Annotated in this window: 20 protein-coding genes; 8 read left to right on the top strand and 12 right to left on the bottom strand. The window is 70.3% G+C overall.

The window, feature by feature from the left end; translation table 11 throughout:
- Positions 1-340: 340 nt before the first annotated feature.
- The 3 genes from ACZ5VQ_RS19925 (at position 341) to ACZ5VQ_RS19915 (ending at position 4,448) form a co-directional block, all read left to right on the top strand.
- Entirely contained in the window at positions 341-2,566 is a 2,226-nt protein-coding gene (locus tag ACZ5VQ_RS19925; RefSeq protein ID WP_469106028.1) for an acetate--CoA ligase family protein, read from the top strand.
- Positions 2,567-3,028: 462 nt separating this feature from the next.
- Entirely contained in the window at positions 3,029-3,748 is a 720-nt protein-coding gene (locus ACZ5VQ_RS19920) for an enoyl-CoA hydratase/isomerase family protein (RefSeq protein ID WP_469106144.1), read from the top strand.
- Positions 3,749-3,821: 73 nt separating this feature from the next.
- Positions 3,822-4,448, top strand: a complete 627-nt coding sequence (locus ACZ5VQ_RS19915) for a flavin reductase family protein (protein ID WP_469106027.1) — start codon at positions 3,822-3,824, stop codon at positions 4,446-4,448.
- Positions 4,449-4,473: 25 nt separating this feature from the next.
- On the opposite strand, the gene ACZ5VQ_RS19910 is transcribed toward ACZ5VQ_RS19915, so the two are convergent.
- A complete protein-coding gene (locus ACZ5VQ_RS19910) occupies positions 4,474-5,835 on the bottom strand; it encodes an MFS transporter (protein ID WP_469106026.1) in 1,362 nt (453 codons plus the stop codon).
- Positions 5,836-5,906: 71 nt separating this feature from the next.
- Here ACZ5VQ_RS19910 and ACZ5VQ_RS19905 point away from each other — a divergent pair, with 71 nt between their 5' ends.
- Positions 5,907-6,887, top strand: coding sequence for a GlxA family transcriptional regulator (locus ACZ5VQ_RS19905; RefSeq protein WP_469106025.1), 981 nt, complete (start codon positions 5,907-5,909; stop codon positions 6,885-6,887).
- A 234-nt stretch (positions 6,888-7,121) separates the two neighbouring features.
- On the opposite strand, the gene ACZ5VQ_RS19900 is transcribed toward ACZ5VQ_RS19905, so the two are convergent.
- The 3 genes from ACZ5VQ_RS19900 to ACZ5VQ_RS19890 form a co-directional block, all read right to left on the bottom strand.
- Positions 7,122-8,171 carry a Zn-dependent alcohol dehydrogenase gene (locus ACZ5VQ_RS19900; protein ID WP_469106024.1) on the bottom strand — a complete coding sequence of 350 codons (1,050 nt, stop codon included), beginning with the start codon at positions 8,169-8,171 and terminating at the stop codon, positions 7,122-7,124.
- 33 nt (positions 8,172-8,204) lie between these two features.
- Positions 8,205-9,365 (bottom strand): acyl-CoA dehydrogenase family protein, encoded by a 1,161-nt coding sequence (locus ACZ5VQ_RS19895; protein ID WP_469106023.1) that lies wholly within the window; start codon positions 9,363-9,365, stop codon positions 8,205-8,207.
- Between the two features lie 138 nt (positions 9,366-9,503).
- Entirely contained in the window at positions 9,504-10,412 is a 909-nt protein-coding gene (locus tag ACZ5VQ_RS19890) for an SDR family NAD(P)-dependent oxidoreductase (protein WP_469106022.1), read from the bottom strand.
- A gap of 96 nt (positions 10,413-10,508) precedes the next feature.
- Between ACZ5VQ_RS19890 and ACZ5VQ_RS19885 the strand changes: the two genes are divergently transcribed.
- Positions 10,509-11,435, top strand: a complete 927-nt coding sequence (locus ACZ5VQ_RS19885; RefSeq protein ID WP_469106021.1) for a cyclase family protein — start codon at positions 10,509-10,511, stop codon at positions 11,433-11,435.
- A 574-nt stretch (positions 11,436-12,009) separates the two neighbouring features.
- Here ACZ5VQ_RS19885 and ACZ5VQ_RS19880 read toward each other — a convergent pair.
- The 4 genes from ACZ5VQ_RS19880 to ACZ5VQ_RS19865 all read right to left on the bottom strand — a co-directional run bounded on the left by ACZ5VQ_RS19880 (position 12,010) and on the right by ACZ5VQ_RS19865 (position 16,236).
- Positions 12,010-12,504 (bottom strand): ATP-binding protein, encoded by a 495-nt coding sequence (locus ACZ5VQ_RS19880; RefSeq protein ID WP_362085876.1) that lies wholly within the window; start codon positions 12,502-12,504, stop codon positions 12,010-12,012.
- Between the two features lie 495 nt (positions 12,505-12,999).
- Positions 13,000-13,884, bottom strand: coding sequence for an acyl-CoA dehydrogenase family protein (locus ACZ5VQ_RS19875; protein WP_469106020.1), 885 nt, complete (start codon positions 13,882-13,884; stop codon positions 13,000-13,002).
- A gap of 4 nt (positions 13,885-13,888) precedes the next feature.
- Positions 13,889-15,043 (bottom strand): acyl-CoA dehydrogenase, encoded by a 1,155-nt coding sequence (locus ACZ5VQ_RS19870; RefSeq protein ID WP_189836924.1) that lies wholly within the window; start codon positions 15,041-15,043, stop codon positions 13,889-13,891.
- On the bottom strand, positions 15,043-16,236 hold the full coding sequence (locus tag ACZ5VQ_RS19865; protein WP_143639786.1) for an amidohydrolase family protein: 1,194 nt from the start codon (positions 16,234-16,236) through the stop codon (positions 15,043-15,045). The genes ACZ5VQ_RS19870 and ACZ5VQ_RS19865 overlap by 1 nt, the downstream gene beginning before the upstream one ends.
- A 155-nt stretch (positions 16,237-16,391) precedes the next feature.
- On the opposite strand from ACZ5VQ_RS19865, the gene ACZ5VQ_RS19860 reads away from it, so the two are divergent.
- On the top strand, positions 16,392-17,900 hold the full coding sequence (locus ACZ5VQ_RS19860; protein ID WP_469106019.1) for a class I adenylate-forming enzyme family protein: 1,509 nt from the start codon (positions 16,392-16,394) through the stop codon (positions 17,898-17,900).
- Here the strand turns inward: ACZ5VQ_RS19860 and ACZ5VQ_RS19855 are convergent.
- Both ACZ5VQ_RS19855 and ACZ5VQ_RS19850 read right to left on the bottom strand, forming a co-directional pair.
- Entirely contained in the window at positions 17,879-18,391 is a 513-nt protein-coding gene (locus ACZ5VQ_RS19855) for an EF-hand domain-containing protein (protein ID WP_469106018.1), read from the bottom strand. The two genes, ACZ5VQ_RS19860 and ACZ5VQ_RS19855, sit on opposite strands and share 22 nt — an antisense overlap.
- 176 nt (positions 18,392-18,567) lie before the next feature.
- Positions 18,568-18,942, bottom strand: a complete 375-nt coding sequence (locus ACZ5VQ_RS19850; RefSeq protein WP_469106017.1) for an STAS domain-containing protein — start codon at positions 18,940-18,942, stop codon at positions 18,568-18,570.
- A gap of 410 nt (positions 18,943-19,352) precedes the next feature.
- Between ACZ5VQ_RS19850 and ACZ5VQ_RS19845 the strand changes: the two genes are divergently transcribed.
- Together ACZ5VQ_RS19845 and ACZ5VQ_RS19840 are read left to right on the top strand one after the other, a co-directional pair.
- Positions 19,353-19,916: a sigma-70 family RNA polymerase sigma factor gene (locus ACZ5VQ_RS19845; RefSeq protein WP_469106016.1), complete on the top strand. Its 564-nt coding sequence runs from the start codon at positions 19,353-19,355 to the stop codon at positions 19,914-19,916.
- Positions 19,913-21,340 (top strand): zf-HC2 domain-containing protein, encoded by a 1,428-nt coding sequence (locus tag ACZ5VQ_RS19840; RefSeq protein ID WP_469106015.1) that lies wholly within the window; start codon positions 19,913-19,915, stop codon positions 21,338-21,340. The genes ACZ5VQ_RS19845 and ACZ5VQ_RS19840 overlap by 4 nt, the downstream gene beginning before the upstream one ends.
- A 96-nt stretch (positions 21,341-21,436) precedes the next feature.
- Here ACZ5VQ_RS19840 and purU read toward each other — a convergent pair whose 3' ends face one another.
- Positions 21,437-22,303: a formyltetrahydrofolate deformylase gene (gene purU / locus ACZ5VQ_RS19835; RefSeq protein ID WP_326729129.1), complete on the bottom strand. Its 867-nt coding sequence runs from the start codon at positions 22,301-22,303 to the stop codon at positions 21,437-21,439.
- A gap of 87 nt (positions 22,304-22,390) precedes the next feature.
- On the bottom strand, positions 22,391-22,891 hold the full coding sequence (locus tag ACZ5VQ_RS19830; protein ID WP_269654783.1) for an SCO4402 family protein: 501 nt from the start codon (positions 22,889-22,891) through the stop codon (positions 22,391-22,393).
- Positions 22,892-22,968 lie beyond the last annotated feature (77 nt).

Here is a 22,968-nt window from a genome sequence, read left to right as displayed (position 1 = left end):
GACATGTGCAACATCTAGACCAGCGTGGGTGGTTGAAGGTTGCGCCCGGACTGTGCGGAACCTGTGTGCCCGGTCCCAGGACCGGATGCACCGGACGGGACACGCCGAGCCGGATACGCCGTTCCGAACAGCCGGACCGGACACGCCAAGCCGGACACGCCAAGCCGGACACGCCGGACCGGATACGCCGGACCGGGCGGGTTCCTTGGCAGACCCTGCCGGGTACAAACCCTGTGCTCGCCACAAGTTCTTTGCGTGCAGACCCGTTCCTGACGCGCCGTCAGTTCAGTAATCTGACACTGCGTCAGTTATTGGCAGCCACACAGGAGCGGGCGGACCGATGCTTGGATCAACCCACGGCACCCTCACCACCGACTCCCGCCGGGCCCGCGTCATCGCCTGCGGCGAGCAACCGGCCCCTGCCGTGCACGGCAGGCCCGCCGCCACCGACGACCTCGACGTCAGCGGCCGACCGCTGTACGCCGGCGTACCCGATCTGGACCGCTTCTTCCGCCCCGAACGCGTGGCCGTCGTCGGCGCCTCGGACGCCGAGGGGCGCCCGAACACCGGCATCACCCGGCAACTGCTCGCCTGGTCCGAGCGGGTGGGCGCGCAGCTGTATCCGGTGCATCCGACGCGTGAGTCGGTCTTCGGCATTCCGTGCGTCGCCGCTGTCGGGGAGCTGCCCGAAGAGGTCGACCTGGCCGTGCTGCTGGTCTCCGATCCACTGCCCGTGATCGAGGAACTCGCCGAGACCAAGGTGAAGTTCGCGGTCGCCTTCGCCTCCGGGTTCGCCGAGACCGGCGCGGAGGGAGCCGCCGCACAGGCCAGGCTGGCCGCCGCCGTGGAGCGCTCCGGGCTGCGTCTGCTCGGCCCGAACACGAACCTGAACGCCTTCGAGAAGTTCCGCGACGACCTGGACGGACCGGCGATCGCCCTGATCACCCAGTCCGGACACCAGGGGCGCCCGGTCTTCACCCTGCAGGAGCTGGGCATCCGCCTCTCCCACTGGGCGCCCACCGGCAACGAGGCCGACCTGGAAAGCGCCGACTTCATCTCCTACTTCGCCGAGCAGCCGGAGGTCGGGGCCATCGCCTGCTACGTCGAAGGGCTGAAGGACGGGCGCTCCTTCCTGCTCGCCGCGGACCGGGCGGCGCGGCGTGGGGTGCCGGTGGTGGCGGTGAAGGTCGGCCGCACGGAGACCGGTGCCCGCACGGCCGCCTCGCACACCGGCAAACTGACCGGCGCCGACGCGGTGGTGGACGCGGCGATGCGACAGTACGGCGTGATCCGCGTCGACGGCCTCGACGAACTCCAGGACACCGCGGCCCTGTTGGCGCGGGCCCGCCCCCCGTCCGCCGACGGTGTGGTCGTCTACTCCATCTCGGGCGGCACGGGCGCGCACTTCTCGGACCTGGCGTCGGAGGCGGGGCTCTGTCTGCCCACGCTCTCGGCCGGCAAGCAGGCCGAGCTGCACGAGTGGATACCCGAGTACCTGGACGTCTCCAACCCCGTCGACAACGGCGGGCATCCGGTGGGCGACTGGCGTGGCCGGAAGATCATCGACGCGATCCTCGCGGACCCGTCGGTGGGGGTGCTGATCTGTCCCATCACGGGCCCCTTCCCTCCGATGAGCGACAAGCTGGCGCAGGACCTGGTGGACGCGGCGGAACAGACGGACAAGCTGGTGTGCGTGGTGTGGGGTTCGCCGGTCGGCACGGAGGCCGCGTACCGGGAGACGCTGCTCGGTTCGTCCCGCGTGGCCACCTTCCGTACGTTCGCGAACTGCATCACGGCGGTGCGGGCCCATCTGGAGCATGCGCGGTTCTCCTCGTTCTACCGCTCGCCCTTCGACGAGGCGCCGCGTACGTCGTCCCCCTCGTTCCGCAAGGCGCAGGCGCTGATGCGGCCGGGGCAGCAGCTGAGCGAGCACGCGGCGAAGCAGTTGCTGCGCGCGTACGGGATACGCGTGCCGCGTGAGCAGTTGGTGACCAGTGCCGCGGCGTCCGTCCGGGCGGCGGGGCTCGTCGGCTACCCCGTCGTGATGAAGGCCTCCGGCGCGCAGCTCGCCCACAAGACGGAACTCGGCCTGGTGAAGATCGGGTTGACCTCCGCGAGTCAGGTCCGCGACGCGTATCGCGACCTCACCGACATCGCGCGGTACGAGGACGTGCCGCTCGACGGGGTGCTGGTGTGCCAGATGGTCGAGCCCGGTGTCGAGATGGTCGTGGGTGTCACCCAGGACGCGCTGTTCGGGCCGACCGTGACGGTCGGGCTGGGCGGGGTGCTCGTCGAGGTCCTGCGGGACACGGCGGTGGGGGTGCCGCCCTTCGGTGAGGACCAGGCGCGGTCGATGCTTTCTGAGCTCCGCGGGCGGGCGCTTCTGGACGGCGTGCGGGGGCGTCCTCCGGCGGACCTCGACGCGCTCGTCGAGGTCGTCCTCCGTGTCCAGCGCATGGCCCTCGAACTGGACGGCGAACTCTCCGAGCTGGACATCAATCCGTTGATGGTGCTGCCTCGGGGGCAGGGGGCGGTAGCCCTGGACGCGTTGGCTGTGTGCCGCTGAGGGGGACTTGCGGTGGGGTGTCGGGGGCGGTGATGTGTCGGGTGCGGGTTGGGTGGGTGCTGGTTGCGCAGTTCCCCGCGCCCCTAAAGGATGCGCCTGCCGTTCGTCGTTGGGTCGGGGCCGCGACGGGGCATCCGATCGCAGCTGTGTCATCCCGGGCCTATTGGGTGCCCTCGGGAGGTCGTGCTGCGATCGGAAACCCCGACACGACCCCTTGCTCCGGAGGGCGACTGCCGGAGGGTGGGGGGCGGGCCCCGTCAGGGGCGCGGGGAACTGCGCGATCAGCCCCCACCGGCCCGGGAGGTACGCACCGTCCTCAGCCACGCTCTTTGGGGGCGCGGGGAACTGCGCGACCAGCCACACACAACCCGCACCCACCCACAACCGGATCGGACCACCCCCTTGATACTCCACACCACCACCGACCACGTCTCATGGATCACCCTCAACCGCCCCGAAGCGATGAACGCCCTCACCCCGGACCAGCGCGACCACCTGATCCGGCTGTTCGAGGAAGCCTCCGCGGACCCGGACGTACGGGCGGTCGTCATCACGGCAACCGGCCGTGGATTCTGCGCGGGCGCAGATCTCCGCGGCGGCGGCCCACGAACGGACCGAGTCGCCGGAGACGTCGCCCGAGTCATCCGCCAGGGCGCCCAACGCCTGATCACCGCGATCCTGGACTGCGAGAAACCGGTGATCGCCGCGGTGAACGGCACCGCGGCAGGCATAGGCGCCCACCTCGCCTACGCCTGCGACCTGGTCATAGCCGCCGAATCGGCAAGGTTCATCGAGGTGTTCGTACGCCGCGGCCTCGTCCCGGACGGCGCCGGCGCCTACCTTCTCCCCCGCCTGATAGGCCCCCAGCGGGCGAAGGAGCTGATGTTCTTCGGCGACGCCCTGACCGCCGCGGACGCGGAACGCCTCGGCCTCGTCAACCGGGTCGTACCGGACGAGGAGTTGGAGAAGACGGCCCGCACCTGGGCCGAACGCCTCGCCACGGGCCCCACCCGCTCGATCGCCCTCACCAAGCAACTGGTGAACGCGTCCCTGGACACCGACCGCTCGACCGCCCTCACCGCCGAGGCCACCGCACAGGAGATCAACATGACGACGGCGGACGCACAGGAGGGAGTGACGTCGTTCGTGGAGCGCAGGGGACCGGAGTTCCACGGCCGCTGACCCCGCAGCGGCCGGGCCCGCTCGTGAGCACCCCTTCCAATCTGACACCCCGTCAGCTTCAATGGACAATGTGATGGGACACGCAGGAATGGCCGCCGCGGCGGTCCGCTACCTCAGGTCGGCCGGAGCCCCGGGCACCACGGGCCGGGTCGAACCCCTCCCGCGCCCGGACCTGCGAGCGGTCGGCGACGACGAACGCGCACCGATCGACCCGGCCGAATTCCGTCGCGTACTGGGCAACTTCGCCACGGGCGTGACCGTCGTGACCGCACCGGCGAGCGGCGGCGAGGACGAGCCCGCGGGCCCGGCCGGCTTCGCCTGCCAGTCCTTCTCCGCCCTGTCCCTCGACCCGCCGCTGATCGCGTTCATGGTCGCGCGTACGTCGACGACCTGGCCCCGCATCGCCCGCGCGGGCGTCTTCTGCGTGAACGTCCTGGGCGCCCACCAGGGCGACCTGTGCCGCGGCTTCGCGGTGAGCGGCGCCGACAAGTTCGCCGGGGTCGCCCACGACCCGGCCCCGGTCTCCGGCTCGCCGCGCCTCGCCGGCGCCCCCGCCTGGATCGACTGCACGATCCACGCCGTCCACACGGGCGGCGACCACCTGATCGTGGTCGGCAGGGTGGACGCCCTGGGCACGGCGGACGGCGACGGCGCGCCCCTGCTGTTCCACCGCGGCCGGTTCGGCCGGCTCACCGACTGAGGCCGCGCACCGGCCTCGTACGCGATCAGGCGAGAGCCGTCCGCGCCGCCACCGGCCGCCTCCGGATCACCAACGCCATCAGTGCCGCCGCCGCGCACAGCGCGCCCGAGGCGTACCACATGACGTCGTACGAGCCGAAGGTGTCGCGGGCGACGCCGCCGAGGAAGGCGACGAGGGCGGCGCCGACCTGGTGGGAGGCGAGGACCCAGCCGAAGACGATGGCGCTGTCGTCGCCGTAGTGCTCGCGGCACAGGGCGATGGTGGGCGGGACCGTGGCGACCCAGTCGAGGCCGTAGAAGACGATGAAGAAGATCATCGACGGGTGGACGGACGGGGCCAGCAGCATCGGGAGGAAGAGGAGGGAGATGCCGCGCAGGGCGTAGTAGACCGCCAGCAGGCGGCGCGGTTCGAAGCGGTCCGTGAACCAGCCGGAGGCGATCGTGCCGATGACGTCGAAGACGCCGATGACCGCGAGGAGCGACGCGGCCGCCGTGATCGGCATGCCGTGGTCGTGGGAGGCGGGCACGAAGTGCGTCTGGATCAGGCCGTTGGTCGAGGCCCCGCAGATCGCGAACGTGCCGGCGAGCAGCCAGAACGGGCCGGTGCGCGCGGCCGAGAAGAGGACCTTCACCGTACGCCGTGCCGCGCCGGGCACGGGTGGCGGCTTCTCCACGAACTCCGTTGCCCCGTACGGCTTCAGCCCCACGTCCGCAGGATGGTCGCGCAGCAGCAGCCAGACGAAGGGCACGACCGCGAGGGCCGCCAGGGCGACGGTGACGGCGGCCGGACGCCAGTCGTGCTTCTCCACGATCCAGGAGAGGACGGGCAGGAAGATCAGCTGACCGGAGGCGGAGGCTGCCGTGAGGATGCCCGTGACCAGGCCGCGCCGCTCGGTGAACCAGCGGTTGGTGACGGTCGCGGCGAAGGCAAGGGCCATGGAGCCGGAGCCCAGCCCGACCAGCAGTCCCCAGCACAGCAGCAGCTGCCACGCGGTCGTCATCCACACCGTCGCGCCGGAACCGACCGCGATCACCATCAGGGCCACCGCGACGACCCGGCGGATGCCGAACCGGTCCATCAGCGCGGCGGCGAACGGCGCCGTGAGCCCGTACAGCGCGAGGTTGACGGAGACCGCGAGCCCGATCGTGCCGCGCGACCAGTGGAACTCCTCGTGCAACGGGTCGATCAGCAGCCCCGGCAGCGAACGGAAGGCCGCGGCCCCGATGATCGTCACGAACGTCACGGCGGCGACGAACCAGGCCCGGTGTATCCGCCGCCGGCGCTTGCGGCCGCTGGGCTCCTCGCCGCCTGCGGATGCGTCCGTGGCGGCGGCTGCGGATCCATCCGCGACTGCGTCTGCACCTGCGGCATCGGTTGTCTGTGTCACGTCATAGAGCTTCCGGCCTGCGGACTCTCCGAACGAGTGGCCAGAAGGACAGCATTCGCTAGAATCGGGCCATGGGTCCGCACGCTCCCGTCCACCCCCACCGCGTGGTCGTCCTCGCCCTGGACGGCCTCCTCCCCTTCGAGCTGGGCATCCCGCAGCGGATCTTCGGCCGCGCCAAGGACGCCGAGGGCCGCCATCTGTACGAGGTGGTGACCTGCTCGATCCGGCCGCCGGGCCGGGTCGAGGCGGAGGCGGACTTCTCCATCCTGGTGGAGAACGGCCCGGAGGCCCTCGCCACCGCCGACACCGTCGTCGTTCCGGCCTCGTACGAGCTCGGCCCGGTGCACGACGAGGGCGTGCTCACGGACGAGCTGGCCGCGGCCCTCGCTCTGATCCGGCCCGGCACGCGGCTCGTCTCCATCTGCACGGGCGGGTACGTGCTCGCCGCCGCCGGATACCTCGACGGCCGCCCGGCGACCACGCACTGGGCGTCCGCCGAGCACTTCCAGCGGATCTTCCCTAAGGTGCGGGTGGACGCGGACGTGCTGTTCATCGACGACGGTGACGTGCTGACGTCCGCCGGGGTCGCGGCCGGGATCGACCTGTGCATCCACATCGTGCGCCGGGATCACGGCACGGCGGTCGCCAACGAGGTGGCCCGCCGTACGGTCGTGCCGCCGCACCGGGACGGCGGGCAGGCCCAGTACATCCAACGCCCTGTTCCTGAGCCAGAGTTGGCGTCCACGACCGCTGCCCGTGCCTGGGCGCTGGCGCGTCTGCACGAGCCGATCCAGTTGCGTGACATGGCCGAGCAGGAGTCCATGTCGGTGCGCACCTTCACCCGCCGCTTCCGCGAGGAGGCCGGCATCAGCGCCGGCCAGTGGCTCACCCAGCAACGCGTCGAACGCGCCCGCCACCTCCTGGAATCCACCGACCTCTCGATCGACCAGATCGCCCACGCCTCAGGCTTCGGCACCCCCCAGTCAATGCGCCAACACCTCCAATCCACCCTCGGCGTAACCCCCACGACCTACCGCCGAACCTTCCGCTGACCAACAGACTCCCTTCGCCCCCGCCGCCCCTACCCATTCCCGTCCCTTTTCGGGGGCCAGCCCCCGAACCCCCGCTCCTCAAACGCCGGAGGGGCTGACTACTAGCCCGTCCGGCGTTTGAGGACGAGCGCGTTCAGCGCGATACGGGGGTTCGGGGGCGGAGCCCCTGAGTAAGGGACGGGAATGGGTAGGGGCGGCGGGGGCGAAAACCCTCCGGTGCCCCGGCAACACCGCTCAGAACGTAAGAACAGCCCGGGCAACCCGCCCGGCCCCCGCATCGGCCGCAGCCTTCTCGAAGTCCTCCACCGGATACGTCTCCGTCACCAACTCGTCCAGCAACAACCGCCCCTCGCGATAAAGCTCCGCGTACAACGCGATATCCCGCTGAGGCCGAGAAGACCCATACCGACACCCAAGAATCGACTTGTCCAAGTACATCGACGAGACAAGGAAGGACGCCTCGGCCGTAGCCGCCGGAACCCCGAGCAGAACCGCCTGCCCATGCCGGTCGAGCAGATCGACGGCCTGCCGAACCAGCTCCACCCTCCCCACACACTCGAAGGCATGATCGGCCCCCGTGGGAAGAACCTCCCGCACCCCCTCCGTCGAAGACAGAAAGTGCGTAGCCCCGAACCGCCGGGCCACCCCCTCCTTCGCCGGATTCGAATCCACGGCCACCACGGTCAGCGCCCCGGCGATCCGAGCCCCCTGAATCACATTGAGCCCGATCCCCCCGGTACCGATGACGACCACGCTGTCCCCGCGATCCACCCGCGCCCGGTTCAGCACGGCCCCGACCCCGGTCAGCACCCCGCACCCGATGAGCGCGGCGGAGGTCAGCGGAATGTCGTCGGGAATCCGCACGGCCTGCACGGCCTTCACCAACGTCCGTTCCGCGAAGGCGGAGTTGGACGCGAACTGGTACAACGACTGCCCCGCCCGCGTGAACGGCCGCTGAGGCATCCCGATGGCCTTGCGGCACATGGTGGGCCGCCCCCGGTCGCACTCGGCGCAGGTCCCACAGTTCGCGAGTGTGGACAGGGAAACATGGTCCCCGGGCCGGACATGGGTGACGCCCGCACCGACCGCCTCCACGACCCCCGCACCCTCATGGCCGAGGACCACAGGTACGGGGAAGGGAATGGTCCCGTCCACCACGGAGAGATCGCTGTGGCACAGCCCCGCCGCGGAGATCGCCACCAGCACCTCCCCCGGCCCCGGCTCCCGTATCTCCAGGTCGTCGACCACCTGGGTCTGCCTGCCGTCGAAGATCACACCTCGCATGCCACACCCCTCGGACCCCGCATCGCGCCCACCTCATCCCTTCGGTTCCCTGGGAAGGCCGAGCACACGCTCGGCGATGATCGTGCGCTGAACCTCGTCCGAACCGCCGTAGATGGTGTCGGCCCGGCTGAACAGGAACAGGTGCTGCAGCTCGTCCAGTTCGTAGGGCGCCGAGGCGGACCAGTCCGCAGGCCCCACCGCCGCCCCCGCGCCCCGCACCCGCATCGCCAGCTCCCCGAGCCGCTGATGCCAACGCCCCCACAGCAGCTTGGCCACACTGGGAGCACCCTGGACCTGGAGCTGGTCCGCCGAACTCCCCAGCGTGCGCAGCGCGTTCCACCGCATGACGCGCAACTCGGCCCACTGGCGCACGAGACGGGCCCGTACGACGGGATCGTCCGCCGCACCTGTCGAGACGGCCGCCTCCACGACCCGCCCCAACTCCTGGGCGAAGCCGATCTGCTGGGCGAGTGTGGAGACACCCCGCTCGAAGCCGAGCAGGCTCATCGCGACCTGCCACCCGTTGCCCTCGCCCCCGACGACGTGCTCCACGCGCGCGTGCGCCCCGTCGAAGAAGACCTCGTTGAACTCGCTCGTACCCGTCATCTGGCGAATCGGCCGCACCTCGATCCGCCCCGGCTGATCCATCGGTACGAGCAGAAAACTCAGCCCGCGATGCCGCCGCGACCCCGCCTCCGTACGTGCCAGCACAAAACACCAGTCCGCCTCATGGGCGAGCGAGGTCCAGATCTTCTGCCCAGTGACCCGATACACGCCCGCGTCGCCGTCCCGTACGGCCTCCGTACGAATCCCCGCGAGGTCCGACCCGGCGCCCGGCTCGCTGTACCCCTGACACCAGAGCTCGTCACCGGACGCGATCGCGGGCAGAAACCGGGACTTCTGCTCCTCACTTCCATGAGCGATGAGAGTGGGCGCAAGAAGGTTCTCCCCGATGTGCCCGGTCCGAGCAGGCGCCCGGGACCGCGCATACTCCTCGGCCCAGACAACCTGCCGACTCAGCCCACCCAGCCGATTCCCGTACCCGTCCTCACCCCACCCGAGCCCAATCCACCCGGCCGCACCGAGCGTCCGCTCCCAGTCCCTCCGGTCCAGGCCACCCGAAACGCGCTCCCCCAGCCACCCCCGCACCTCAACCCGAAACGCCTCATCCTCCGCGGTGACCCCGAACTCCACGTCTCCTCCGCCCACCACAGCGCCCCATTAAGGGGCGCGGGGAACTGCGCAATCTTTTAGGCTTTTAGGGGCGCGGGGAACTGCGCGCTCAGCCACAGCCAACCCGCACCCACCGGCCAGCCCGCCCCTACGGCGCGCTCATTCCTCCCCAGCCGCGCGCCGCGCAGCCCGCGCCATCTCCTCCACCTGCTCAAGCAACGGCATCGGATCCGCCCCCACGGTCCCCGGCAGAAAGTCCGCGATCCGCTCAGGCGTCCAGGGCCCCTCCGCATACGCGGAACGGAGTTCCCTCGGCTGCGCCCACACCGCGATCTTCGGCCCGGCGATCGTGTAGACCTGCCCGGTGATCCGCTCCTCCCGCGCCCGCTCGGACAGCAGGTACACCACGAGCGCGGCAACGTCCTCGGGTTCGCCGATCTCCTTCAACTCCATCGGCACGTTCGCGGACATACGCGTACGTGCGACGGGCGCGACCGCGTTCGCGGTGACCCCGTACTTGTGGAGCCCCAGCGCGGCGCTCCGCACGAGCGAGATGATCCCGCCCTTGGCGGCGCTGTAGTTGGCCTGGGAGACGGACCCCTGGTGGTTGCCGCTGGTGAACCCGATGAGCGTCCCGGAGCCCTGCCGCCGCATCACGGCGGACGCGGCCCGGAAGACGGTGAACGTGCCTTTCAGGTGCGTGGCGAGGACCGGATCCCACTCCTCCTCGGACATGTTGAAGAGCATCCGCTCGCGGAGGATCCCGGCCACGCACACGACTCCGTCGAGCCGTCCGTACGTCTCCAGTGCCGTGTCGACGACGCGCTGTCCGCCCGCCATCGTCGAGATGTCGTCGGCGACGGCGATCGCGTCCCCGCCGGCCGCCTCGATCTCCTTGACGACGGCCTCGGCTATCTCGCTGGTCGGCTCGGCGCCCTCGATGGACACCCCGTAGTCGTTGACGACGACCCGTGCGCCCTCGGCCGCGGCGGCCAGCGCCACCGCGCGCCCGATGCCCCGGCCCGCCCCGGTCACGGCGACGACCTTGCCTGCCAAGAAGTTCCCCACGCCCCGGCCCCTTCCCGCAGTTTCTGACGGTCCGTTAGATTCGACTCAGATTCTACGACCCGTCAGATACCTGGAGACAAGCCCCGGGGAGCACTCATGTCGATGCCGGCCGAGTTCCACGAGATCGCCAAGCGCGTGAACAACTGGGGGCGTTGGGGCGCCGACGACGAGATCGGCACGCTGAACCTGATCACCGACGAGGTGGTGCGGGAGGCCGCCGCGACAGTCCGTACCGGCCGCCGCGTGCCACTGGCCCTCCCCCTGAAGCAGGACGGCGTACAGACCGGCATGATCCCGGGCCGGGTCAACCCGCTGCACGCGATGGTGCAGATCAACCAGGAGCTGTTCGGGCCCGGCACGGTCGCGTGCAGCGACGACGTCGTGACCATGGGCCTCCAGGCGGCCACCCACTGGGACGCACTCACCCACGTCTCACACTCGGGGAAGATCTACAACGGCCGTCCCGCGACCACCGTCACGGCCCACGGCGGCGCCGAGTTCAGCGGCATCGACAAGCCCCGCCACATCGTCTCGCGCGGCATCCTCCTGGACGTGGCCCGCGCGCTCGGCAAGGACCGCCTCGACGGCGGCCACGCGGTGACCCCGGAAGACCTCGAAGCGGCCGAGGAACTGGCCGGGACGAAAGTCCGCGCGGGCGACATCGTCCTCGTACGCACCGGTCAGATCCAGCTCTGCCTGGCGGGCGACAAGCACGCGTACGCGTTCCCGTCGCCCGGCCTGTCCGTCCGCACCCCGGAGTGGTTCCACGCACGCGATGTGGCCGCCGTCGCGAACGACACCCTCACCTTTGAGATATTTCCGCCCGAAACAGAGGACTTGTGGCTTCCCGTACACGCCCTCGATCTGGTCGAAATGGGCATGCTTCAGGGCCAGAACTGGAATCTCGAAGAGTTGTCCACAGCCTGTGGAGAACTTGGCCGCCATACGTTCCTGCTGTCGGCGATGCCCGAACCGTTCGTCGGCGCCACCGGAACCCCCGTGGCACCTGTCGCGATCCTCTGAGACACCCTGCCCACCGACCCGACCCCACCGACTCCGCCGGTTCCGTCGGTGGAGGGTCGGCTGGCGGCGCGCCTCCCCCACACTCGGCCGCACCCGGGCGGGAGGGACCCCACCTCACCCCGAGCACGACACCGCGCGCCGCCATCCGGCTCCGGCGTACCCGCCCTGCTCCCGACCCTGGAGGAGCCGACGCCGATCGCGACCCACGCTCGCCAAGGGCTCCCGTCACCGGAACCCTCGCCGTCCCCTCACGGCGAATCGCTGACCACAAGCGTGATCAAACGGACACGAATCGTCAACACCTGTTCGGGGATTCACGGCTTACGCCCCTCTTTGTGCCGCCACGGGCGGAAGCACGGCACGGCGCATCGGGCAGCACGGGACGAGTGGGGCGCGGCCCCTGTGCTTCCGTGCTCCGCCCGGAGGTCCGGATGCCATGGGCAGGTCGCAAGGCGCTGGTCGCGCCCCGCGGCGGAGCCGCACATGACACAGCCCCGCGCCCCTGAAGGGGCACGGTCGTTCGGCCGCGTAGGGACATGACGGCCCACTCGCCCCCGAAGGGACAACGCCCCGCTCAGACGACCTCGAACGCCAGATCCCCGTAAGCGGCCGGAGCCGCGTCGCACGTCACCGCGGTCGCCGCCGTCGCCGAACAGCGGTCCACCTCGCACCAGATGCGCTTGCCTGCGCCCTCGCTGCTCCAGCCCCAGCGGTCGGCGAGGCCGTCGACGAGGGCCAGGCCGCGGCCGTTGGTCTCGTCACCGTCCGCACACCGGGGGCGGGGTGGCCGGGCGCTGGCGTCGAGCACCTCAAGACGGACGGTGGCCACGGCCTCCGCAACGGCACGCTCTCCGGCGGTCGGACCCGTCGCGAAACTCGGCAGCAACAGGCGCAGCACGGCCGGACGGCCGGTGTGCACCACCGCGTTGGTGACCAGCTCGGAGACGAGCAGGATCAGCGTCTCGGCAAGCGGCTCATCGGCCTCTATCCCGGACCCCGCGAGCCGCGAACGGGCCCACCTCCGGGCCCGCCCCACCTCTGCGGGGTCGGGCCGGATCTCCAGCTGCACTTGAAGCACCTGCACCGCTCACACCATCCGAACCGGCGGACACATCGCCTCGCGCCTCGCAAGGGCCACGATCGTGGTCAGAAAAGGGTTCACGGAACGTGATCCCCTTAGGAGACAGCATGGTTGACGTACAGTCACCCCAACAAGCGCTTCGGGCATATTCCAGCGCGAAGGAGTACGCGTGCGGCATACTGTGCGACGCTCGTCACGGGGAGTCGAACAGGCAGGAACGGTCCTGCTTCCTGCCTCACGAGCGGTACGCATCGCCGGATCCGGAGCTGCCTCAGGGGCAACACCGTGATGGCCCGGCCTCAGAACCACTCGCATCCCACACAAGGTACCGGAGCACAGCTCCGACTCCAGGCCGTGACGAGTCACGCATAGGACACAACCCGATATCAACGCTCGGTAATTCCGGTATGCCACGTTCAGTGACATCCGTCCGTTCGAGCCCGTTCCGTCATGCCACGATCGACGGCAATGGACGTGCACAGTTCATGTCCGGGGCCCTGGTGCGACGGCCATCAGATCCTCCGCGAGCGCCTCCTCGGCCTCGGCCGCGCTCTGCCCGCGACGGGCCCGCAGCCAGGCACGTTTGAGGTGAAGGTGCACGTCGGACTCCCATGTGAAGCCCATGCCGCCGTGCACCTGGAGGCAGTCCCGGGCGCCGAGCCCGGCGGCCTCGTCGGCCAGCAGTCCGGCCGCCGCGATGTCGAGCGGATCGGCCGTGACGGCGGCCGCGTACACCGCACCGCGCGCCACCTCCACCCGCACCAGCATCTCCGAACACAGGTGTTTCACCGCCTGGAAGGCCCCGATCGGCTGCCCGAACTGCTCACGGGTCCGGGCGTGTTGCACGGCCAGTTCGCAGGTACGGGAGGCGGAGCCCAACTGCTCGGCGGCGGTCAGCAGCGCGGCCACCGGGTCGGGCGGCGCGGGGCGGGGCACCCGGTGCAGCGGAGTGAGCGGGTCCGCCGAGCGCATCGCGACGGCTCCCGTCACGTCTCCGCGTACGACGTCGGCCTCGTCCAGCCATTCGACGAGGGTGCCGTCGACGGCCGCGACGACGCTCTCGCCGGTGGCCGCTCCGGGCACCTCGCCGGCCGCGAGGTGCGTGGCCACGAGCGGTCCGGTGAGCAGGGCCCGGCCGGCCTCCTCGAAGGCCAGGACCGCCTCCGGGAGTCCCAGTCCGACTCCGCCCTCCGACTCGGGGAGCCGCAGTGCGAAGAAGCCCGCCTCACCCAACTCCCGCCAGAGCGCACGGTCGAGCCCCGGGGCGTCCACGGTGGCCCGCAACCGCTCCCGTCCGAAGCGCCGGTCCAGCAGTTCGCGCACCCCCGCCCGCAACGCCCGTTGATCATCAGTGAGTTGGAAATCCATACGGTCATCGCCCCTTCGGGAGGCCCAGGATCCGTTCGGCCACGATGTTCCGCTGGATCTGCGAGGTGCCGGCCGCGATGGTGTACGAGAGGGACGACAGCCGGTCCAGCGTCCACCGGCTGTCGAGGTCGAGCGCCTCGGGACCGAGGACATCGGCAGCAGCGTCGTACAGGTCCTGCCGCGCGCGCGAGTACCTCAGTTTGAAAACCGAACCCCCGACGCCCGGCACTCCGCCCGACCGCTCCGACTCGCTGACGTTCCACTGCGTGAGCCGCCAGAGCGCACGGAACTCGGCATTGAGACGACCGAGCCGGCGACGCAGCACCGCGTCGTCCCAGCGGCCGTTCTTCCGCGCCTCTCGCGCGAGTTCGCCGAGGACTCGCCGACAGGCCACCACCTCGCCCACGAAGGCCGTCCCGCGCTCGAACGACAACGTCACCATGGTCACGCGCCAGCCGTCGTTCTCCTCACCGACCCGGTTCGCGACGGGCACCCGCACGTCGTCGAGGAACACCTCGGCGAACTCGGTCGAACCCGCGAGCGTACGCAGTGGACGTACCGTGATCCCCGGCGCGTCCATCGGCATCGCGAGCCACGAAATCCCCCGGTGCTTGGGCGCCTTGGCGTCCGTCCGCACCAACAGCTCGCACCAGTCGGCGACTTCCGCGTGGGAGGTCCAGATCTTCGATCCGTTCACCACGTAGTCGTCGCCGTCCCGCCGCGCGCGTGTGCGCAGTGCCGCGAGGTCCGAGCCGGCGTCCGGCTCGCTGAACCCCTGGCACCACACCTCCTCGCCGCGCAGCACAGGCGGCAGCCAGCGCGCCCGCTGCCCGGCGTTCCCCTCGGCGGCGATGGTGGGCCCGGCGTGCAGCAGCCCGACGAAGTTGGCCCCTACGTAGGGCGCGCCCGCGTTCTCCGTCTCCTCCAGGAAGATCAGGTGCTGCGTCGGCGTGGCCCCGCGGCCCCCCGCGTCGGCGGGCCAGTGGAGCCCCGCGTACCCGGCGTCGTACAGCATGCGCTGCCAGCCGAGGTCGTACGCGCGTCTGCCGGGCCAGTCGTCGGGCGAGGGTTTCGGGGGCAGCCCGGGGAGGACCTTCGCGAGCCACTCCCGCAGCCGCGCGCGGAACTCCTCCTCCTCGGGCGTGCAGGAGAGGTCCATTACTTGTCGAGGTCCAGGCCGAGCATGCGGATGGCGTTGCCGCGCATCAGCTTGTAGACGGTCTCGTCGTCGAGGCCCTTCATGTGGTCGAGGGCGACCTCCTTGGTGTGCGGGAAGGTCGAGTCGACGTGCGGGTAGTCGGTCTCGAAGGTCGCGTTGTCCCGGCCGACCACGTCCAGCGACGCGACGCCGTGCTTGTCGCGGAAGAAGCAGCAGAAGATCTGCCGGTAGTAGTAGGTGGACGGCGGCTCGGGGATCAGGTCCCTGACCCCGCCCCAGGCCCGGTGCTCCTCCCACACGTCGTCGGCGCGCTCCAGGGCGTACGGGATCCAGCCCATCTGCCCTTCGGAGTAGGCGAGTTTGAGCTGCGGGAACTTCACGAGCACCCCGCTGAACAGGAAGTCCATCATCGAGGCCATGGCGTTGTTGAAGCTGAGCGAGGCCTGGACGGCGGGCGGCGCGTCGGGCGAGGCGGCGGGCATCTGGCTGCTGCTGCCGATGTGCATGTTGACGACCGTGCCGGTCTCCTGGCAGACCGCGAAGAACGGGTCCCAGTAGCCGGAGTGGATGGACGGCAGCCCGAGGTGCGTGGGGATCTCGGAGAAGGTCACGGCCCGCACGCCCCGGGCGGCGTTGTGCCTGATCTCGGCGACCGCGAGGTCGATGTCCCAGAGCGGAATGATGCACAGCGGAATCAGCCGCCCCCCACTCCCCCCGCACCACTCCTCGACCATGAAGTCGTTGTACGCGCGCACGCAGGCCAGCGCGACCTCCTTGTCGTGCGCCTCGGCGAAGGTCTGCCCGCAGAACCGCGGGAAGGTCGGGAAGCAGAGCGAACCCTCGACGTGGTTCGCGTCCATGTCCTTGAGCCGCTCGACCGGATCCCAGCACCCCGGCCGCATCTCCGCGCGCGTGATGCCCTCAAGGGTCATCTCGTCGCGGTCGAACCCGACGGCGGCGATGTTGCGCTTGTACGGGAACTTCAGGTCCTCGTAGATCCACCAGTCGGTGGGCGGCCCGTCCGGGTCCATCGTGATCTGGTACTTGCCCGCCACGTAGGCGAGTTCGCCGATCCCGGCCGTCAGCGGCTTGGGGCCGCGGTCCTGGTACTTCTTCGGCAGCCAGGTCTCGAAGAGGTTCGCGGGCTCGATCACATGGTCGTCGACGCTGATGATGCGGGGCAGTTCGGTCATGAGTCCCCTCCGCCTTGGCCAACTGCGAGTATCTGACGGACCGTCAGTTAAAGGTCCCCTAGAAGGCTAGCCCCGCACCCCTGGACCGACAAGGCACCGAGCCCTACGCTCTCCAGCCAATCTGACTACCCGTCAGCTGTGAGGAGTACCGGGCAATGACCGACACCCCGCACGCGCTGGGCACCTCCCGCACCTTCTGGGAACTCGTCGAGCGCCGCGCCGCGCTCACCCCCGACCGTCCCGTCCTCCTCCAGGACGACCGCACAATCACCTTCGAGGAACTGCGCTCGGGCGCGGAGCGGACCGCGGCCGGCCTCCATGACCTGGGCGTACGCCCCGGCACGGTGGTCGCCTGGCAGCTGCCGACCCGTATCGAGACGGTCGTGCTGGCGATGGCCCTGGCCAGGCTGGGCGCGGTCCAGTCCCCGGTGATCCCCTTCTACCGCGACCGCGAAGTCGCCTTCGCCGTACGGGAGTCCGGGGCCGCCCACTTCGCCGTACCGGGCGAGTGGCGCGGCTTCGACCACACGGCGATGGCGGAACGCATCGGCGCACACGGCGTCTTCGAGGCGTACGACTCCCTCCCCGAAGGGGACCCGTCCGTCCTGCCCCCGCCCCCCACCACGGGCACGGACGTGCGCTGGATCTACTGGACCTCGGGGACGACGTCCGACCCCAAGGGCGTACTGCACACGGACCGTTCGCTGATCGCCGGCGGCTCCTGCCTCGCCCACGCGCTGCGTCTGACGGCCGACGACATCGGCTCGATCGCGTTCCCCTTCGCGCACATAGGCGGCCCCGACTACCTGGTCATGCTGCTGCTGTACGGGTTCCCGGCGGTCCTCTTCGAGAAGTTCGCGCTGCCGGACGCCCTGGAGGGCTACCGCAAGCACGGGGTGACGGTGGCGGGCGGCTCGACGGCGTTCTACTCGATGTTCCTGGCCGAGCAGCGCAAACAGCCGGACACCAAACTCATCCCCACGCTGCGGCTCCTGGCGGGCGGCGGGGCACCGAAGCCACCGGAGGTGCACCATGCCGTCGTACGGGAGATGGGCGTCCGGCTGACCCATGGATACGGCATGACCGAGGTCCCGATGATCACGATGGGCTCGCCCGACGACTCGGAGGAGAACCTCGCGACGACGGAGGGAAGGCCCCCGGAGGGCATGGAGATCCGGATCGTGGACGGGGAGGTACGCCTGCGCGGAGAGGCCGTCTGCACGGGCTATCTGGACCCCGCGCAGACCACGGAGGCCTTCGACGAGGACGGTTTCCTGATCACGGGAGACCTCGGGCACCTCACCCCCGGCGGCCATCTCGTCCTGACGGGCCGCCTGAAGGACGTCATCATCCGCAAGGGAGAGAACATCTCGGCGAAGGAGATAGAGGACCTGCTGCACCGGCACCCGGCGGTCGGCGACGTCGCGGTGATCGGTCTGCCGGACGCGGAACGCGGCGAACGCGTATGCGCGGTGATCGAGCAGCCACCTGACGCCCCGCGGTTGACGCTCTCCGCAGCAACCAGCTACCTACGCGCGGAAGGACTGTCCGTGCACAAGCTGCCGGAGCAACTGGAGGTGGTGGACGCCCTTCCGCGCAACGAGACCCTGCGGAAGGTCCTCAAGTACAAACTCAGGGAACGCTATTCGGGCACCGTGAAGTAGCGGGCGAAGGCGCTCACGATCTCCGGCTCGGTGACCCGGCCGTCGGCGTCCGTGTCGAGCGCGCCGGCCGCGGCGGTGGCGACGGTCTCGGGCGCGCCGAGGGCCTTGAGGGCCCGCGCGATCTCGTCGACGGTCGCCGCCGAGTCCCCGTCGCCGTCCGCGATGGCGAGCGCCGCGTCCAGGAAGGGGCGGGCGATCTCGGCGAACCGGTCGGGGTTGTCCCGCAGCCGCTTCACCGCGCCGCCCACGAACTCCTCGCGGGTGATCCGCTGGTCGCCGTCCCGGTCCGCTATTCCGGCCATGCCCTGCCAGAAGGCCTCCGCGCCGATGTAGAGGGCCTGGCCCTTGTCGGACCGGGCCGTCGTGCCGAACTCGGCGAGCAGCGCCTTGGTCGCCGCGTTGAAGTCCTCGCGGTCGATATAGCCGTTGCCGTCCTGATCGAAGGTGGCGAACCGGGCGGCGATCTTTCGCTCGTACTCGGTGCTGACCATGTCTTTTCGGGCCGCCTTACATCACGTGGGTACGTCTGGCAGGGAGCGTACGACGACCGGGGCCCTCGGGGAGCGGGAAAACGACGCTTGTGCCAAGACCGGGGGAAATCCGCGACAACGCCGTCGCGGAGTTACGGGACGATCTTCCCCCGCAGGCGACCCGGACGTGACGCGAATCACGCCGACAGGGAGTCCGGCCCGTCGTCGACGGCGGCGTCGACATCGGGATACACGTCGAAGAGCCGGCGCACACCGAGGGCGCCGAGGACCCGGTTGACGTGGGAACCGTCCACGGCGCCCTGCGCGGGAAGGATCAAGCGGAGGCGTCCCTGGCAGGAGCGGAGGAGCCGGCGGGTCGCTATCAGCACCCCGACACCGCTGGAGTCGCAGAACAGGACTTCGGAGAGATCGAGGACAAGACTGTGCCGCCCCTCGGCCACGGCGTCGTGCACGCGCTGCCGCAGCACCGGTGACGTCACCAGATCCATCTCGCCCGACACCCGGAGCACGGCCCAGCCGCGCTGCTCGCCGTAGGTCACCCTGAGCGTCACGCGCCTGCCCCTCGCTCGACGTTGTGGACCCTGACGGCCCGACGACGTCGGACCCGGAAACGGAACCGGAAGTGGTCCTGTCACTTCCCTGGTGCGCGGCTGCCCCACCCTCACTCCATGAAACACCGGATGCGGAATCGAAGCGTGCCCCAGTTGGGCTGTTTCGGTCGAGAACGGTCTAGTACGGTCGATCCTGATCGGGCCGAGCCGCGGCAGACACACGCACACCGTGAGAAGCCGCACGCACAGCGTGATCGGGGCACTACCATCCACAGCTCCGCGAGGGGCGCGCATTGCCACAAAGGGGCGTGCGTTGTCAGGGGTGCCGACTACATTCGGGAGGAAGCCGGAGAGGAGAATCCGGTGGACACAGGGACAGGCGCACCGCACGACCGGGGGTGAGGGGCCGCATGACCAAGAAGGACGCGCCGCCCCGCTGGGACCGCAAGATGCAGCAGCGGCTCGCACGCGGGGAGGCGGCCGCGCTCGGTGAGCTCTACGACCGATTCGCTTCGCTCGTGCACGGCCTCGCCCATCGCGTGCTCGGAGACGACCGGGCGGCCGACGGCGTCACACGCGAGGTCTTCGCCCATGTCTGGGAGAACCCCGAGGCGTACGACCCCAAGCAGGGCCCCCTGCGCTCCTGGGTCGCCACGCTCACCCACCGCCTCGCCGTGCAGCGCCTGCGCGCGACGGAGACCGCCGCGCTCGCCCACGACGGCTCCGGCAGCACCGAGGAGCTGGAGCGCAAGGTCCGCCGCGCCTCGGTGGCGGCCCGCGCCGACTACATCGTGACGTCCATGCCCGCCCCGCTGCGCGCGGCCCTGGAGCTCGCGTACTTCCAGCGCCGCGACTACCGCCAGACCGCCGCCGACCTCGGCGTCACCGAGGACGAGGCCCGCCGCCGCCTGCGCCTGGGCCTCCAGCTCCTGTCCACTGCCCACGACACGGGCCGGTCCGGGGGTGCCCGATGAGAGGCATCGAGGCGCACGACGGATACGGCGACCAGCCGGACCCGGAGGACCACAACAGCCGAGTGGGCCCCCAGAAGGACACCTCACCCCCGTCCGACGACGCGGGCGGACCATCAGGCCCCAACTCCCCTCCCCCCGACACACCCCGCACCCCCGACGAACCCCAACCCCCACGCATACCCGTGCCACGCGCGTCGGTCGAGGACACGGGCCTCCCGCTCCCCGAGCCGGCCCCGGCCCTCCTGTTCCTCGAACACCGGGTCCTGAAGGCCCTGCTCGGCGCCTGGGCCCTGGCGGCCTGCTCGCCCGAGGAGACGGCGGCCGTCGAGGACCACCTGGGCACCTGCGGCGCGTGCGCGGACGAGGCGCTGCGCCTGCGCGACGCGGTGGGCCTCCTGCACCCGCCGGAGAGCCTCGACCTGGACCCCACCCTCCGCACCCGGGTCCTGGAGAGCTGCCTGGACCGCCGCCCGCCCCGTATCCCGGTCCCCGAATGGGCAACGCCGTACGACGCGGAGACGGCCCGCCTTGACGCCCTCCTCCAGGACATCGGCGACGCGGAGTGGCACGCTCCCGTACGCCTGCGCTGGTTCGAGGGCGACGAACAGACCAGCCGCCGCACCACCGTGGCGGGCGTGATCGCCCATCTCCTGACCGTGGACGGCCTGGTGGCCCTGACCCTGGGCCTGGACGACCCCCTCGAAGCCCCCGCGGACACCCCCACCCCCGCGGCCCGCACAGAGGCCTTCTGGTCCAGCTCGCACTTCCCGCCCACCCGTTCCGTACGAGGCCCTTGGCGCGAGCAGGCCCACAACCTGGTCCGCACGGTCGCCTTCGCGGCTGGGGGCACCTCCCGCGCATGGGGGTCCCCCCGGTCGAGCGAAGCCGAGACTGGGGGAGGAGCCGAGCGTGGGGGAGGCTCCGGCCGCCTCCCGGTCTCGTACGGCGCCTTCGAACTCCCCCTGCGGGACTCGATGCTGGACCGCGCCTTCGAGACGTGGGTCCACGCGGGAGACATCGCAGAGGCGGTCGACTACCCCTACGAACCGCCGTCGCCCCGCCACCTGCACGCCATGATCGACCTGGGTGCCCGCATGCTCCCCACGGCCCTGGCCGCCCGCCGCCAGGCCGGTCTCGCCGCCCCCGGCCAGACCCGCCACCTGGTCCCGGCCGGCGCCCCGGGCCGCAGCCTCCGCCTGGAGATCGAGGGCCTGGGCGGCGGCGAATGGCTCATCCCCCTGGACTCCCCCGGCGCGCTGCCCTCCCCCGACCACGAGGTGGCCCACATAGCCCTGGACGGCGTCGAGTTCTGCCAACTGGCCGCAGGCCACGTACCACCGGAGGAAGCGGCAGCGGGCCAGGTCGGCGACCGCGAGGCAATCCGGGACGTCCTCTTCGCAGCGGCGTCACTGAGCCGCATGTAGCGCGCAGGCGCAGGCCCCCGCCCCGCGCCTGTCCGCACCCGCCCCACACACGGGCACGGCCCGCGCCCCCCACGACAACGCGAGGCGCGACACACCTCAGTCGAAGACGACGGTCCGCCGCCCGTTCAACAGAATCCGCCGCTCCGCATGCCACTTCACGGCCCGGGCGAGCGCCTGGCACTCGACATCCCGCCCCACAGCGACAAGCTGCTCAGGCGTGACCTGGTGCCCCACCCGCTCGACCTCCTGCTCGATGATCGGCCCCTCGTCGAGGTCGGCCGTCACATAGTGCGCGGTGGCACCGATCAGCTTCACACCACGAACGTGCGCCTGGTGGTACGGCTTCGCGCCCTTGAAGCTCGGCAGGAACGAGTGATGGATATTGATGATCCGCCCGCTCAACTGCTTGCACAGGTCATCGGAGAGCACCTGCATGTACCGAGCGAGCACAACGAGCTCGACACCCTGCTCCCGCACCAGCTCCAACAACTGCGCCTCGGCCTGCGCCTTGTTGTCCTTGGTGACCGGAATGTGATGAAACGGCACATCATACGAGGCCACAAGCTCGGCGAACTCCGTGTGATTCGAGACCACAGCCGCGATCTCGACGGGCAGCGCCCCGGTCCGCGCCCGGAACAGCAGATCGTTCAGGCAGTGCCCGAACTTGCTGACCATCAGCACGACCCGCATCCTGTCCTCGGCCCGGTGGATCTGCCACTCCATCTGGAACGAGTCACCGATCGCCGCGAAGCTGGCCCGCAGCTTCTCCACCGTCACCGGCGACTCCGCCGAGAAGTGGACTCGCATGAAGAACAGCCCCGTGTCATGGTCACCGAACTGCTGGCTGTCCTCGATGTTGCACCCGGTCATGAAGAGATAACTCGACACGGCGTGCACGATGCCCTGCTTGTCAGGACAGGAAAGCGTAAGGACGTACTGCTCGGTCACGGACTGCTCGTTCATGCACGCCAGGGTCCCACAAGTCGAGCCGCACCCCACCACACGTCCCGCCTGCCGGACTGGGGACCGGGCCCGTCAGGGGCGCGGCCCTCAAGCCGAACGAGTCATGATCCGCAGAACCTCAAGCGTCCGAGGCTGCACATCGGGATCCTCCCCGTCGCTCACCGCCATCCGAACGTGCGCATCCCGAGCAGCCCGCACAGCCTCCGGCCACCCCTGATGTTCGAGATAGACGGAGACGGCGGCATCGGGCCCCACCTGATGCATGATCCGCAGCACCCGAAGCACGGCGCTGTCGACGAGCGCCGCCTCCTGCGAGTCCCGGAAGATCGTCCCCACGTATTTCTCGGCGGACCAGTTGTCCAGCCAGGTGTCCTCGACGAGGCGATAGACGGCGTCGGTCACATCCCCGTACCCGTCGACCCCCGCGAGCCAGACCCCTCGCTGGAACTCGGTGTCGGAAAGCATGTGCAGCGCGGAGCGCACATTGCTGCGCCAGCGCCACCACGGCATGTCGTTCAGTGGCATGCCGCCCATGGTGGATGAGCGACGCCCGCGACGGGAAGAGTTCTCCGAACCTTGCACGGTCACCGATCGTACGTTCTCGCCGATTCGTCCCGCCCCGCACCCCGGAGTTCACCTTCTGGTCACCAAGCGTTGACCATGGG

Source organism: Streptomyces sp. NPDC033178 (assembly GCF_055577685.1).
This window is presented reverse-complemented; position numbering and strand designations above follow the sequence as displayed.

Excerpts from the sequence above, each read along its gene's own strand:
- ACZ5VQ_RS19925 (WP_469106028.1), top strand. The coding sequence starts at position 341 with ATGCTTGGATCAACCCACGGCACCCTCACCACCGACTCCCGCCGGGCC.
- ACZ5VQ_RS19920 (WP_469106144.1), top strand. The coding sequence starts at position 3,029 with ATGAACGCCCTCACCCCGGACCAGCGCGACCACCTGATCCGGCTGTTC.
- ACZ5VQ_RS19915 (WP_469106027.1), top strand. The coding sequence starts at position 3,822 with ATGGGACACGCAGGAATGGCCGCCGCGGCGGTCCGCTACCTCAGGTCG.
- ACZ5VQ_RS19905 (WP_469106025.1), top strand. The coding sequence starts at position 5,907 with ATGGGTCCGCACGCTCCCGTCCACCCCCACCGCGTGGTCGTCCTCGCC.
- ACZ5VQ_RS19900 (WP_469106024.1), bottom strand. The coding sequence starts at position 8,171 with ATGCGAGGTGTGATCTTCGACGGCAGGCAGACCCAGGTGGTCGACGAC.
- ACZ5VQ_RS19885 (WP_469106021.1), top strand. The coding sequence starts at position 10,509 with ATGTCGATGCCGGCCGAGTTCCACGAGATCGCCAAGCGCGTGAACAAC.
- ACZ5VQ_RS19875 (WP_469106020.1), bottom strand. The coding sequence starts at position 13,884 with ATGGATTTCCAACTCACTGATGATCAACGGGCGTTGCGGGCGGGGGTG.
- ACZ5VQ_RS19870 (WP_189836924.1), bottom strand. The coding sequence starts at position 15,043 with ATGGACCTCTCCTGCACGCCCGAGGAGGAGGAGTTCCGCGCGCGGCTG.
- ACZ5VQ_RS19865 (WP_143639786.1), bottom strand. The coding sequence starts at position 16,236 with ATGACCGAACTGCCCCGCATCATCAGCGTCGACGACCATGTGATCGAG.
- ACZ5VQ_RS19860 (WP_469106019.1), top strand. The coding sequence starts at position 16,392 with ATGACCGACACCCCGCACGCGCTGGGCACCTCCCGCACCTTCTGGGAA.
- ACZ5VQ_RS19855 (WP_469106018.1), bottom strand. The coding sequence starts at position 18,391 with ATGGTCAGCACCGAGTACGAGCGAAAGATCGCCGCCCGGTTCGCCACC.
- ACZ5VQ_RS19845 (WP_469106016.1), top strand. The coding sequence starts at position 19,353 with ATGACCAAGAAGGACGCGCCGCCCCGCTGGGACCGCAAGATGCAGCAG.
- ACZ5VQ_RS19840 (WP_469106015.1), top strand. The coding sequence starts at position 19,913 with ATGAGAGGCATCGAGGCGCACGACGGATACGGCGACCAGCCGGACCCG.
- purU (WP_326729129.1), bottom strand. The coding sequence starts at position 22,303 with ATGAACGAGCAGTCCGTGACCGAGCAGTACGTCCTTACGCTTTCCTGT.